Annotated in this window: 10 protein-coding genes, 1 pseudogene and 1 other annotated feature; all 11 genes and pseudogenes read right to left on the bottom strand. The window is 41.3% G+C overall.

Annotated features, from left to right (window positions below; all coding sequences use genetic code 11):
- Positions 1-39: 39 nt before the first annotated feature.
- Complete coding sequence (fusA, locus tag JCM9152_RS13375) at positions 40-2,118, bottom strand: elongation factor G (RefSeq protein ID WP_035345203.1); 2,079 nt, start codon at positions 2,116-2,118, stop codon at positions 40-42.
- A 45-nt stretch (positions 2,119-2,163) separates the two neighbouring features.
- Positions 2,164-2,634, bottom strand: a complete 471-nt coding sequence (gene rpsG / locus JCM9152_RS13370; protein WP_035345200.1) for a 30S ribosomal protein S7 — start codon at positions 2,632-2,634, stop codon at positions 2,164-2,166.
- A gap of 28 nt (positions 2,635-2,662) precedes the next feature.
- Positions 2,663-3,076: a 30S ribosomal protein S12 gene (gene rpsL / locus JCM9152_RS13365; RefSeq protein WP_035345197.1), complete on the bottom strand. Its 414-nt coding sequence runs from the start codon at positions 3,074-3,076 to the stop codon at positions 2,663-2,665.
- 111 nt (positions 3,077-3,187) lie between these two features.
- Positions 3,188-3,436, bottom strand: a complete 249-nt coding sequence (locus JCM9152_RS13360) for a 50S ribosomal protein L7ae-like protein (protein ID WP_035345194.1) — start codon at positions 3,434-3,436, stop codon at positions 3,188-3,190.
- Positions 3,437-3,671: 235 nt separating this feature from the next.
- Positions 3,672-7,295, bottom strand: a complete 3,624-nt coding sequence (gene rpoC, locus JCM9152_RS13355; protein WP_035345191.1) for a DNA-directed RNA polymerase subunit beta' — start codon at positions 7,293-7,295, stop codon at positions 3,672-3,674.
- Positions 7,296-7,407: 112 nt separating this feature from the next.
- A pseudogene (rpoB, locus tag JCM9152_RS13350) lies at positions 7,408-10,948 on the bottom strand (DNA-directed RNA polymerase subunit beta).
- A gap of 273 nt (positions 10,949-11,221) precedes the next feature.
- A complete protein-coding gene (locus JCM9152_RS13345) occupies positions 11,222-11,821 on the bottom strand; it encodes a class I SAM-dependent methyltransferase (protein ID WP_035345188.1) in 600 nt (199 codons plus the stop codon).
- Positions 11,822-12,065: 244 nt separating this feature from the next.
- Positions 12,066-12,428 (bottom strand): 50S ribosomal protein L7/L12, encoded by a 363-nt coding sequence (rplL, locus tag JCM9152_RS13335; protein ID WP_035345180.1) that lies wholly within the window; start codon positions 12,426-12,428, stop codon positions 12,066-12,068.
- Between the two features lie 76 nt (positions 12,429-12,504).
- Positions 12,505-13,002, bottom strand: coding sequence for a 50S ribosomal protein L10 (gene rplJ, locus JCM9152_RS13330; protein WP_035345177.1), 498 nt, complete (start codon positions 13,000-13,002; stop codon positions 12,505-12,507).
- 33 nt (positions 13,003-13,035) lie between these two features.
- Positions 13,036-13,169 (bottom strand) — a sequence feature (ribosomal protein L10 leader region).
- 57 nt (positions 13,170-13,226) lie between these two features.
- A complete protein-coding gene (rplA, locus tag JCM9152_RS13325; RefSeq protein ID WP_035345174.1) occupies positions 13,227-13,922 on the bottom strand; it encodes a 50S ribosomal protein L1 in 696 nt (231 codons plus the stop codon).
- A 105-nt stretch (positions 13,923-14,027) separates the two neighbouring features.
- Complete coding sequence (rplK, locus tag JCM9152_RS13320) at positions 14,028-14,453, bottom strand: 50S ribosomal protein L11 (RefSeq protein ID WP_035345171.1); 426 nt, start codon at positions 14,451-14,453, stop codon at positions 14,028-14,030.
- Between the last annotated feature and the right edge of the window lie 60 nt (positions 14,454-14,513).

Below are 14,513 nucleotides of genomic sequence, written 5' to 3'. Positions count from 1 at the left end.
ACAACAAACATCATGTCGAAACAATTCCTAAACGAAAAATTATTCGCCAGTTTGCTTCTTAATAATTTCTTCAGCAACACTCTTAGGCACTTCTTCATAATGATCAAAGAACATTGAGTAAGTTCCACGACCTTGAGTACGCGAACGAAGTGAAGTTGCATAACCAAACATTTCTGCTAAAGGAACAAACGCTTTAACGATTTGTGCGTTTCCGCGCGCTTCCATTCCTTCAACGCGTCCACGACGTGCTGTAACGTCACCCATTACATCACCCATGTACTCTTCTGGAATAACAACTTCTACTTTCATAAGTGGCTCAAGTAGTACAGGACTACATTTTGATTTAGCATTCTTAAGTGCCATAGAAGCGGCAATCTTAAATGCCATCTCACTCGAGTCAACATCATGATATGAACCATCATAAAGTTTCGCTTTAAGGTCAATAACTGGATATCCAGCAATCATACCATTTTGCATAGACTCTTTAATACCAGCTTCAACAGAACTGATATATTCACGAGGAACCGCACCACCGACAATCGCATTTTCGAATTCGAAGCCTGCGCCTTCTTCATTTGGAGAGAATTCTACCCAAACGTGACCGAATTGTCCACGACCACCAGATTGACGGACAAACTTTCCTTCTACTTGAGCTGATTGTCTAATTGTTTCACGATACGATACTTGTGGAGCACCAACGTTAGCTTCTACTTTAAACTCACGCTTCATACGGTCAACGATAATGTCAAGGTGAAGCTCACCCATACCAGAGATAATCGTTTGACCTGTTTCTTCGTTCGTTTCAGTATGGAACGTCGGATCCTCTTCAGCTAGCTTAGCTAATGCAATTCCCATCTTATCTTGGTCAGCCTTTGATTTCGGCTCAACAGATAGTGAGATAACAGGCTCAGGGAATTCCATAGATTCAAGAATAACAAGATTCTTCTCATCACATAGAGTATCCCCAGTAGATGTGTCTTTCAAACCTACTGCTGCTGCAATATCACCAGAGTACACAGTAGAGATCTCTTCACGAGAGTTCGCATGCATTTGTAGGATACGGCCTACACGCTCACGCTTATCCTTAGTAGAGTTCTTTACATATGAACCTGAATCTAATGTTCCTGAATATACGCGGAAGAATGTTAATTTACCAACGAATGGATCTGTCATAACCTTAAATGCTAATGCAGAGAAAGGCTGATCATCACCCGGTTCGCGTGTTACTTCTTCTTCTGTTTCAGGTACTGTACCTTTAATTGCTGGTACATCTAGAGGTGATGGAAGATAATCAAGTACAGCATCTAGCATTAACTGAACACCTTTGTTCTTAAATGCAGATCCACAAAGTACTGGGTAAAATTCTACATTACACGTACCTTTACGAATCGCTGCTTTTAATTCATCTTTTGTTAGTTCTTCACCTTCTAAATACTTCATCATGAGCTCTTCATCTAGTTCAGCTACCGCTTCAACAAGTTGCTCATGTAATTCTTGCGCTTTGTCCTTATACTCATCAGGAATTTCTTTCGCTTCCGTACGAGTACCAAGGTCATCTTCATAGAAGTACGCAACCATATCAATTAAATCGATAATACCGTTAAAATCATCTTCAGCTCCAATTGGTAATTGGATTGGGTGAGCATTCGCTTGAAGTCGGTCACGAAGCGTCCCTACTGAATAAAGGAAATCAGCACCTGTTTTGTCCATTTTGTTAATGAACACAATACGCGGTACTCCGTATGTTGTCGCTTGACGCCATACAGTTTCTGTTTGCGGTTCAACACCTGATTGAGCATCAAGTACCGCTACAGCTCCATCTAATACACGTAATGAACGTTCTACTTCAACTGTAAAATCGACGTGCCCTGGAGTATCAATGATATTAATACGATGGTCTTTCCACTGTGCTGTTGTCGCAGCAGAAGTGATCGTGATACCACGCTCTTGCTCCTGTGCCATCCAGTCCATTTGTGAAGCACCTTCGTGAGTTTCACCAATTTTGTGAATACGTCCAGTGTAGAAAAGAATACGCTCCGTTGTTGTTGTTTTACCAGCATCAATGTGAGCCATGATCCCGATATTTCGCGTATCTTTCAAGGAGAACTCTCTTGCCATAATGTCTTTCTCCTTCCTAATTCAAAGTTTATTAATAGTTTAATCTTACCAACGATAGTGAGCGAATGCTTTGTTCGCTTCTGCCATCTTATGAGTATCTTCACGCTTCTTAACAGAAGCACCTGTGTTGTTCGCAGCATCTAGGATTTCATTAGCAAGACGTTCTTCCATCGTCTTTTCTCCACGTAAACGTGAATAATTGACTAACCAACGAAGACCTAATGTTGTACGACGCTCAGGCTTAACCTCAATTGGTACTTGATAGTTTGCACCACCAACACGGCGAGCCTTAACTTCAAGAACTGGCATAATGTTTTTAAGTGCTTGATCAAATACTTCCATTGGATCGTTACCACTACGCTCCTTCACAAGTTCAAATGCATTGTAAAGAATCGTTTGTGCTTTACCACGCTTACCATCTTCCATAATACGGTTGATAAGACGTGTAACAAGCTTAGATTTGTAAATCGGATCAGGTAATACATCACGACGAGCGACTGGTCCTTTACGAGGCATAATTCCCCCTCCTTTCCATTCTCATTTATTATTTCTTAGGACGCTTCGTACCATACTTAGAGCGACCTTGCATACGATCTTGAACACCAGCAGTATCTAACGCACCACGAACAATATGGTAACGAACCCCTGGTAAGTCTTTTACACGTCCTCCACGGATAAGAACAACGCTGTGCTCTTGAAGGTTGTGACCAATACCTGGGATATATGCTGTTACTTCGATTTGATTCGTTAAACGTACACGAGCATATTTACGAAGAGCTGAGTTTGGCTTCTTCGGTGTCATTGTACCAACACGCGTACACACGCCACGTTTTTGTGGTGATGAAAGGTTTGTTTGTGACTTTTTGAAACTATTATAACCTTTGTTAAGTGCTGGCGAGTCAGACTTTTTAGACTTTGCTACACGACCTTTACGAATTAACTGATTAATAGTAGGCATCTTTTTTTCCTCCTCTCTCATACTGAATTAAGACCACTGATCCTGGTGGATCATCTTTAGACAAAAGGAAAGTTTTTGCCATCCGGATGGCCCCGTCTGGCAAAAACATATTTATTTCCTTAAAGCTACAGTGGCTGCACCGACCTCGATGTCAGCAGCCTTTCCAAGTCGCTTCATCGAGTCGACATATACTAATGGGACTTGCTTCTCCTTAGCTAATGCCTCAACCTTATAGATTACACGGTACTCCGCATCTTTTGCTATTAATACTTCAGAAACAATTCCATCATCAAGCGCCTTAAGGGTTTGTTTTGTCCCTATAATTAGGTTATTAGCCTGTAAAACTTTTTCATAAGACATGAATGATCCTCCAAAGCAACAGGTTTATCAGGCACACTTTGATATATTAACACTTTGATCTATCACGTGTCAACGTTTCTTTTAGAGGTTATTCAAAAAAGGTATCCTTTAAGCAATGAGCGTAGCCGCTGTATTTTTTAAATGTCTTGTGGTGAGCGCTTTGCTCACCACAAGACTACTAACGAACAGATCCATCATCACCATTAGATTTTCTTGAACAAGTCTTCAACAAAATTTATTCGTGTGTTAGAGCTTCTTCAGCCACGAATTCATCCGTCACTTCTGGCTGTTCTTCATCATACTTAGAACGGATCGCTAAATTACGATAACGATTCATTCCTGTCCCAGCTGGGACAAGCTTTCCGATGATAACATTTTCCTTGAGACCTAATAACTCATCACGCTTTCCTTTAATCGCTGCATCGGTTAAGACACGAGTTGTTTCTTGGAAGGAAGCAGCAGATAAGAATGAGTCTGTTTCAAGAGATGCTTTTGTAATACCAAGCAAGACAGGCTTCCCAGTAGCAGGTCGCTTACGATCAAGCAGTACTTTTTTGTTTTCATCGTTAAATTGCTGAATCTCAATTAACGAACCAGGCAAAACAGCCGTTTCACCTGCGTCAACGACACGTACTTTACGTAGCATTTGACGAACCATCACTTCTACGTGCTTGTCACCGATTTCTACCCCTTGCATTCGATAAACCTTCTGCACTTCTCTTAAAAGGTACTCTTGAACACCATTCATACCTTTCACTTTCAGAAGTTCTTTCGGATCAATGGAACCTTCTGTAATAGGCTCACCAGCTTGAACGACGTCACCCACTGTCACTTTCAGCCTAGAACCATAAGGGATCGCATAATTCTTCGTTTCCATTTCACTCTTAATAACGACTTCGCGCTTATCGCCTTCTTTGACGTCAATAATTTCTCCATCAATTTCAGTAATAACAGCTTGCCCTTTAGGGTTACGTGCTTCAAACAATTCTTGGATACGCGGAAGACCTTGTGTAATATCGTCTCCTGCAACCCCACCAGTATGGAATGTACGCATTGTAAGCTGTGTACCCGGTTCACCGATTGATTGAGCAGCGATAATTCCAACTGCTTCCCCTACTTCGACATCACTACCGGTCGCTAAATTACGCCCGTAACACTTCTTACACACACCGTGGCGTGTATCACATGTAAACACAGAGCGAATCGTCACTTCTTCTATATCAGCTTCAATGATTTGCTTCGCAATGTCCTCATGGATAAGTTCATTTCTTGCTACTAACACTTCACCTGTTTCAGGATGCTTAACCGTCTTAAAGGCTACACGACCAACTAAACGGTCATATAGATCTTCGATAACTTCATTACCCTCTTTAATGGCTTTCACTTCTAAGCCACGGTCTGTTCCACAGTCATCAGAACGGACGATAACATCTTGAGCAACATCAACGAGTCGACGTGTTAAGTAACCTGAATCGGCTGTCTTAAGAGCTGTATCCGCAAGACCTTTACGCGCTCCATGTGTGGAGATAAAGTATTCCAATACGGTTAACCCTTCACGGAAGCTTGATTTAATCGGTAATTCAATAATTCGTCCAGATGGATTCGCCATTAATCCACGCATACCTGCAAGCTGTGTGAAGTTAGAGGCATTACCACGGGCACCTGAATCACTCATCATAAAGATTGGGTTACTACGATCCAACGTACCCATTAGCTTACTTTGAATAACGTCCTTCGCTTCACTCCAGATTGAGATGACGCGATCATAGCGTTCCTCTTCAGTAATTAAACCACGACGGAATTGCTTTTGTACTTTATCAACTTTCTTTTCAGCATCAGCTAAAATTTCTTTCTTCTCAGCTAATACAACAATATCAGCGACACCTACTGTAATACCAGCGCGTGTAGAATATTTAAATCCAAGCTCCTTCATACGATCAAGCATTTTAGATGTTTCAGCAATCGCAAACTTCTTAAATACTTCAGCAATAACAAGACCTAGGAAGCCTTTCTTAAATGGTTCAACTAATTCATTTTCAGCAAAGTGCTTCTTCACATCTGTCGAGCTTGGCACAATATATTTATCAGGTGTTGCTACTTCTAAATTCATCAACGTTGACTCATTCACATAAGGGAACGAACCAGGTAAGATCTCATTAAAAATTAGCTTTCCAACAGTTGTTAAGAGCAACTTATCATATTGATCATCTCTAAATGTTGTTTTCCCTAGTGATTGAACAGGGATAGCAACACGACTGTGTAAATGTACAAAGCCATTCTGATAAGCAATCAACGCTTCGTTAGTATCCTTAAAGACAGATCCCTCACCAATCGCATCTTTACGCTCCATCGTTAAATAATAGTTTCCTAAAACCATATCTTGAGATGGCGTAACGACTGGCTTACCATCTTTCGGATTCAAAATGTTCTGAGCAGCTAACATTAAAATACGAGCTTCTGCTTGCGCTTCTGCTGATAATGGTACGTGCACAGCCATCTGATCTCCGTCAAAGTCAGCGTTATACGCTGTACATACAAGAGGATGTAATCTAATCGCACGTCCTTCTACCAATGTTGGTTCAAACGCTTGAATACCAAGACGGTGTAATGTAGGTGCACGATTCAATAGTACCGGATGCTCACGAATCACTTCTTCAAGTACATCCCAAACCTCTGGATGAACGCGCTCCACTTTACGTTTCGCACTCTTAATGTTATGAGCTAACCCCTTGCTTACTAATTCCTTCATAACAAACGGCTTAAAGAGCTCAAGTGCCATTTCCTTCGGTAGACCACATTGATACATCTTTAAATTCGGTCCTACAACGATTACCGAACGACCAGAATAGTCAACACGTTTCCCTAATAAGTTTTGACGGAAACGTCCTTGCTTTCCTTTTAACATATGGGAAAGAGACTTCAACGGACGATTACCAGGTCCAGTAACTGGACGACCACGACGACCGTTATCAATTAACGCATCAACCGCTTCTTGAAGCATTCGTTTTTCATTTTGGACAATAATATTAGGTGCCCCTAAATCCAATAAACGCTTTAATCGGTTATTACGATTAATAACACGACGGTATAAATCGTTTAAATCAGATGTAGCAAATCGACCACCATCTAATTGTACCATTGGTCGTAGCTCTGGCGGGATAACAGGCAACACATCAAGAATCATCCATGATGGTTCGTTCCCTGAATTACGAAACGCTTCTAGTACTTCTAAACGCTTAATCGCTCGTGTACGACGTTGCCCCTGCGCAGTGACAAGCTCCTCTTTCAATAGCGAAACTTCTTTTTCAAGATCAATATCCGCAAGTAGCTTACGAATCGCTTCGGCACCCATTTGAGCTTGGAATGAACGACCATACTTATCACGATACGTACGGTATTCTTTTTCAGATAGCAACTGCTTCTTTTCAAGCGCTGTATCACCTGGATCTGTAACAACATACGAGGCAAAATAAATGACCTCTTCTAAAGAACGAGGAGACATATCTAATACTAACCCCATTCGACTTGGTATTCCTTTGAAATACCAAATATGCGATACAGGAGCAGCGAGTTCAATATGACCCATACGCTCACGGCGAACCTTCGCTCGTGTTACTTCCACACCACAACGGTCACAGACAACACCTTTGTAGCGTACACGTTTATACTTTCCACAGTGGCATTCCCAATCTTTTGTCGGACCAAAAATACGCTCACAGAAAAGCCCGTCTTTCTCTGGCTTTAAAGTACGGTAGTTAATGGTTTCTGGCTTTTTAACTTCTCCTCTTGACCAAGAACGAATCTTCTTTGGTGAAGCAAGACCAATTTTCATATATTCGAAGTTGTTTACATCTATCAAGGGGCTAACCTCCCTTTTGGTTTCCGGATCAATTCAATTGCCAATCATTCAACTATAATGAGACTGAGACAGTTCTGGGAACTAGTTACCTAACTAGCCCCCAAAATGTCCATTAAACGTTCGATTCACTTGATTCAAAATTTAGGTTAAGCTTCTCACTCGCTTGATCGTCTTCATCATCAAGCTCTCTCATTTCAATTTCTTCTTCATTGCTCGAGAGCATTTTCACATCCATACCTAACGATTGAAGCTCTTTAATTAATACTTTAAATGACTCTGGTACACCTGGTTCAGGAACATTTTCGCCTTTAACAATCGCTTCGTACGTTTTCACACGTCCAACAACATCATCTGATTTCACTGTTAAGATTTCTTGAAGGGTGTATGCAGCACCATATGCTTCTAGTGCCCAAACCTCCATCTCACCAAAACGCTGTCCACCAAACTGTGCTTTACCACCTAATGGTTGTTGGGTAACGAGTGAGTACGGCCCAGTAGAACGAGCATGCAACTTGTCATCAACATGTGCGCCAATTTAATCATATACATAATACCAACAGACACTCGGTTATCAAACGGATCACCAGTACGTCCATCATAAAGGATCGTTTTACCGTCACGAGCAAGACCCGCTTCTTCTAACGTATCCCACACATCATCCTCACTCGCACCGTCAAATACTGGTGAAGCAACATGAATACCTAGTTTCCTTGCAGCCATACCTAAGTGAAGCTCAAGTACTTGCCCAATATTCATACGTGATGGTACCCCTAATGGGTTTAACATGATGTCAATTGGTGTTCCATCTGGTAAATAAGGCATATCTTCTTCAGGAAGAATTCGTGATATAACCCCTTTGTTACCGTGACGTCCAGCCATTTTGTCCCCTTCATGAATTTTACGCTTCTGTACAATGTAAACACGTACAAGCTGATTCACACCCGGAGGTAATTCATCGCCATCTTCACGATTAAATATTTTCACATCAAGGACAATTCCATCACCACCATGAGGTGCTCGAAGCGACGTATCACGAACTTCACGAGCCTTTTCACCGAAGATCGCATGTAATAAACGCTCTTCTGCTGTCAATTCCGTTACACCTTTTGGCGTTACTTTACCGACAAGAATGTCTCCATCCTTCACTTCAGCACCGACACGAATAATTCCACGTTCATCAAGATTTCTTAACGCATCTTCACCAACATTCGGAATATCACGAGTGATTTCCTCAGGACCTAATTTAGTATCGCGTGCTTCTGACTCATATTCTTCAATGTGGACAGATGTATAAACATCATCTTTCACAAGACGCTCACTCAAAATAATGGCATCCTCATAGTTGTACCCTTCCCAAGTCATAAACCCGACTAGCACATTACGTCCTAGTGCCATTTCGCCTTGTTCCATTGAAGGACCGTCAGCTAAGATTTCACGTTTCTCAACAACATTACCTTCCGCAACAATCGGACGTTGATTGTAACTAGTACCTTGGTTCGAACGGACAAACTTTTGTAATCGATATTTGTCTAAATCACCTTTGACTTCTTTACCGTCAACCTCTTCTAATCGACGTACCCAAATTTCTTTCGCTGTCACTCGCTCAACAATACCCTTCGTCTTCGAAACAATTGCAGCACCGGAATCTTTCGCTGAAACGTGTTCCATACCTGTTCCAACAAACGGCGCTTCAGGGACAAGCAATGGTACCGCTTGACGTTGCATGTTCGCTCCCATTAATGCTCGGTTAGAGTCATCGTTTTCTAGGAACGGAATACACGATGTCGCCGCTGAAACAACTTGTTTTGGTGATACATCCATATAATCAATACGTTCACGTGGAACAACTGTATTTTCACCACGGAAACGAGCAATAATATTATCATTCACAAATGACCCATCATCTTTTAAGATGCATTCGCCTGTGCAACAACGTAGTTATCTTCTTCGTCAGCCGTTAAGTAGTCGATCTGATCGGTAACTTTACCCGTATCAGGGTCTACACGACGATAAGGTGTTTCCATAAATCCAAACTCATTCACCTTAGCATAAGAAGATAACGAGTTAATAAGACCAATATTAGGACCTTCTGGTGTTTCAATCGGACACATACGACCATAGTGAGAATAGTGAACGTCACGCACTTCAAAGCCAGCACGTTCACGAGTCAATCCACCTGGTCCTAGCGCTGAAAGACGACGTTTATGAGTTAACTCTGCCAACGGATTCGTTTGATCCATAAACTGAGATAACTGCGAGCTACCAAAGAACTCCTTAATAGAAGCAATGACCGGACGAATATTAATAAGCGCTTGTGGTGTGATCATGTTCGGATCTTGAATAGACATCCGTTCACGAACAACACGCTCCATACGTGATAAACCAATACGGAACTGGTTCTGTAAAAGCTCTCCAACTGAACGAAGTCTACGGTTTCCTAAATGATCAATATCATCTGTGTCACCGACACTGTGTAATAAATTAAAGAAATAGTTAATAGAAGCGATAATATCTGAAGGTGTAATATGCTTCACTTCACGCTCTACTAATCCATTACCAATAACTCGAATAGTATTCTCTCCATCTTGATCATCTGGTGCATAAATTAAGATTGACTGAATATCAATCTCAGCATCTTCAACAACCCCACCAGATGCGCGTACACGGCGGAAGCCTACGTTGTTTTCAAGATAAGGAAGTATACGATCTAACGTACGTCGATCTAATAACGTTCCTTCTTCAGCAATCACTTCACCTGTTTCAGGATCAATCAGCGTTTCTGCTAGACGCTGATTAAATAAGCGGTTCTTTATATGAAGCTTTTTGTTGATTTTATAGCGACCAACATTAGCTAAATCATATCTTTTAGGGTCAAAGAAACGCGAATCAAGTAAGCTCTTCGCATTCTCAACAGTTGGCGGTTCACCCGGACGAAGGCGCTCGTAAATTTCTAAAAGTGCCTTTTCTGTCCCGTCTGTATTATCCTTCTCCAACGAATTACGAAGATACTCATCTTCCCCTAATAAATCAATGATCTCTTGATCAGATCCAAAACCTAACGCACGCACTAGAACTGTAACAGGCACCTTTCGCGTACGATCAATTCGAACGTAAACGATATCTTTCGCATCTGTTTCAAGCTCTAACCATGCCCCACGATTCGGAATAACAGTTGCTGTAAAACCTTTTTTACCGTTTTTGTCCGTTTTTTGACTGTAGTAAACACTTGGCGAACGAACAAGCTGTGAAACAATGACACGTTCTGCTCCATTTATAACAAACGTACCCGTCTCAGTCATTAATGGAAAATCTCCCATAAAGACTTCTTGTTCCTTGACCTCCCCAGTCTCTTTATTAATCAATCGAACCTTCACTCGTAATGGTGCTGCATAAGTGACATCACGTTCTTTTGATTCATCGACTGGATATTTCGGCTCTCCAAGACTATAGTCAATAAATTCTAGGACTAAATTTCCTGTGAAGTCTTGAATAGGAGAAATATCTTGGAACATTTCCCTTAATCCCTCATCAAGAAACCACTGATAGGATGCTGTTTGAATCTCGATTAAATTCGGCAGCTCCAACACTTCATTAATTCTTGCATAACTTCTTCGCTGGCGGTGGCGTCCATACTGAACTAGTTGACCTGTCAACTGATTCACCCCTCAAATCTGGCGTTATAGTATCTAAAAACAATCAAATCTCTTCATCTTCAATTTCATTATATAATGAAGGGAAATGAATGATTTTTAAGATTCACACAAAAATGCGCACACACAATTATGTACGTTTCCCTACGATTACTCCAGTATAACCACATTTATCCAAGTCTATTCATCAAAAAAGTCTTGACTTTCTTGAACGATTTGATCTAAAAATAGGTAGTTATACGCATTAAATAACAATATCACAAAAGACAAGTCAGGTCAAACTTTTTTTGCTAATAAAATAAAGTAACCTTTTTTCTTTACGACAACTTCAACTGAATTAAATAATTGTTTTAAACGTTCAATTGCAGAAGGGGCTCCTTGCTTTTTTTGAATAACAACCCATAACTCACCTTGTTCCCTAAGTAATGATGATGCCTGTTCAAAGATGGTATGAACCACTTTTTTTCCTGCACGTATCGGTGGGTTGGTCACAATAGCAGCGAAAGTGCCTTTAACCTGCGTAAGGCAGTCACTTTTGTAAATCTCAACATTTCCGCATCGGTTACGTTTGGCATTATCCTTAGCCAGGGCAAGCGCTCTTTCATTCACATCAACCATATGAACCACCCTTGACGAGTCCATGGACGCAACCGAAAGTCCAATCGGCCCATAGCCACACCCTACATCAACAATGTCACCCGCAAATGACGGCATCTCAAATGTTTCAATTAATAACCTACTTCCAAAATCGATCCCTTCTTTCGAAAAGACACCTCGGTCAGACGCAAATAGAAAGTCCTTACCCTTTAAATTGACCGACCATTCCTTCACATCACTTTCGACAGTCGGCTTCTCACTATAATAATGATCTGACAATGTTCGCTTATCCTCCTTTTCTTATACGGGTTGTTCAAAAAGGAAGATTTTTCTCCTTATTTGAATGCCTCCGAAGCAATGAGAGTAGTCGCTATATCTCTTAAAAGCCTTGTGTCGATTGCATTTCAGCTCAAGACCATAGCGAACCAAGCCATCACCATATTGTTCGATGCTTTACTTATAAATCTTGATTATATTGAAAAAGACTCGCAAATGCGAGTCTCCTTTCATATCACCATTAAACTTACTTAACTTCTACTGAAGCACCAGCTTCTTCAAGCTTAGCTTTCGCTTCTTCAGCTTCTTCTTTCGCAACGCCTTCTTTAATTGGAGCTGGAGCACCATCAACAAGCGCCTTCGCTTCTTTAAGACCAAGACCAGTAAGCTCACGAACAACTTTGATAACATTGATCTTAGAACCACCAGCTGATTCAAGAACAACGTCAAACTCAGTTTGCTCAGCGCCACCAGCGTCTCCGCCAGCTGCCGCTACAGCTACAGGAGCTGCTGCTGTTACACCAAATTCTTCTTCAATTGCTTTAACTAGGTCGTTAAGCTCTAATACTGACATTTCTTTAATCGCTTCAATGATTTGTTCTTTACTCATGATTTAAATCCTCCTATTTATTGGTTTTATTTCGAATCGAGCTATACGATTAATAATCGCATTTCACTAAGCACTATTAAGCGCCTTGTTCTTCCTTTTGATCGGCAACGGCCTTTGTAGCCAACGCGAAGTTGCGAACTGGTGCTTGAAGAACATTCGCAAGCATAGAAAGAAGTCCTTCTCTTGATGGAAGTTCTGCAAGAGCCTTCACTTCCGCAACAGAAACAACTTTACCTTCAAGAACACCTGCTTTAATTTCTAACGCTTCATGTTCCTTAGCAAAGTTATTCAACACTTTCGCCGGAGCGATAACATCTTCTTCACTAAAGGCAATCGCAGTCGGACCTACCAATTGCTCATCAAGCTCTGTAAGTCCCGCTTCAGCTGTCGCACGACGAGCTAACGTATTCTTATATACTTTAAATTCTACTCCAGCTTCACGAAGTTGTTTACGTAGCTCTGTCACTTCTGCAACATTTAGACCACGATAATCAACAACAACCGTCGCTTTACTATCACGAAGCTTAGTCGCAATCGTTGAAACAACCTGTTTCTTCTGTTCTAATACACTCATCCTTACACCTCCTATTATGCTGTCCTATACCGTTCAAGCATAAAAAGTGCCCTCATGTAGACATGAGGGCACACAAACACAGTTTATTATCTGCATCTATTGCTTACCTCGGTAGGCGATTAAGTGCAAAGCACTCCTACTGTCTACGGTATGACTTTTAAATTTTAGCGTATCTGTTATGACACTTTAATCAGTATACAGACACGAATGAATGAAGTCAATCTTTATTTTGCAAAAGCTGTTGCGTTCACACGCACACCCGGTCCCATTGTTGAAGCGACAGCAACATTCTTCATGTACGTTCCTTTAGCTGCTGAAGGCTTTGCTTTTACTAATGTTTCAATGATCGTCTTGAAGTTTTCAACAAGCTTCTCTGATTCAAATGAAACTTTACCAATCGGAACATGAACGTTCCCAGCTTTATCAACACGGTATTCAACCTTACCCGCTTTGATCTCATTAACAGCCTTAGAAACATCAAATGTTACCGTACCAGTCTTAGGGTTCGGCATTAAACCTTTTGGCCCCAACACACGACCTAGCTTACCAACTTGCGCCATCATGTCAGGAGTCGCTACGATTACATCAAAGTCAAACCAACCTTGGTTGATCTTATTGATTAAATCCTCTTCTCCGACAAAATCTGCACCAGCCGCTTCTGCCTCTTTCGCTTTTTCACCTTTAGCAAATACTAATACGCGTTGTGTTTTCCCTGTTCCGTTCGGAAGGACAACAGCTCCACGAATTTGTTGATCTGCTTTCTTCGGGTCTACACCAAGTCGAACAGCCACTTCTACTGTTTCATCGAACTTAGCCGTAGACGTCTTTTTCACTAATTCAATTGCTTCTTCTACTTGGTACGCTGCATCACGATCTACAAGCTTAAGAGCATCTGTATACTTCTTACTTCCCTTAGCCATGTTTATTTCCTCCTCGAATGTGGTTTTAGCGGTAGTTACCTCCCACTATGAAAGGTTGCGAACCAACTGGTTGCAACCTCACGCTAGCGAATCTCATCAAACTAATTAATCTTCAATCACAATTCCCATGCTACGTGCTGTACCTTCAACCATACGCATTGCAGACTCAACGTTTGCAGCGTTTAAATCAGGCATCTTTGTCTCAGCGATTTCGCGTACTTTATCACGCTTTAATGTAGCAACCTTTGTTTTGTTCGGCTCACCAGAACCTGAATCGATTCCAGCAGCTTTTTTAAGTAAAACCGCTGCCGGCGGAGTTTTTGTGATGAATGTAAACGAACGATCTTCAAAAACAGTGATCTCAACAGGAATAATAAGACCCGCTTGATCTGAAGTACGCGCGTTAAATTCTTTACAGAAACCCATGATATTTACACCTGCTTGACCTAATGCAGGACCAACTGGTGGCGCTGGATTAGCTTTCCCAGCAGGGATTTGTAACTTTACCATTTTAATTACCTTTTTAGCCACGTGACACACCTCCTTAGTCCGTGATGTGGTTATCGGGTACGTATTCTCATACCCTCCCAC

Source organism: Halalkalibacter hemicellulosilyticusJCM 9152 (genome assembly GCF_000513115.1).
GTDB classification, from domain to species: domain Bacteria; phylum Bacillota; class Bacilli; order Bacillales; family Bacillaceae_D; genus Halalkalibacter; species Halalkalibacter hemicellulosilyticus.
The sequence above is the reverse complement of the archived record's forward strand: the minus strand, read 5'-3'. Positions and strand labels throughout refer to the sequence as shown.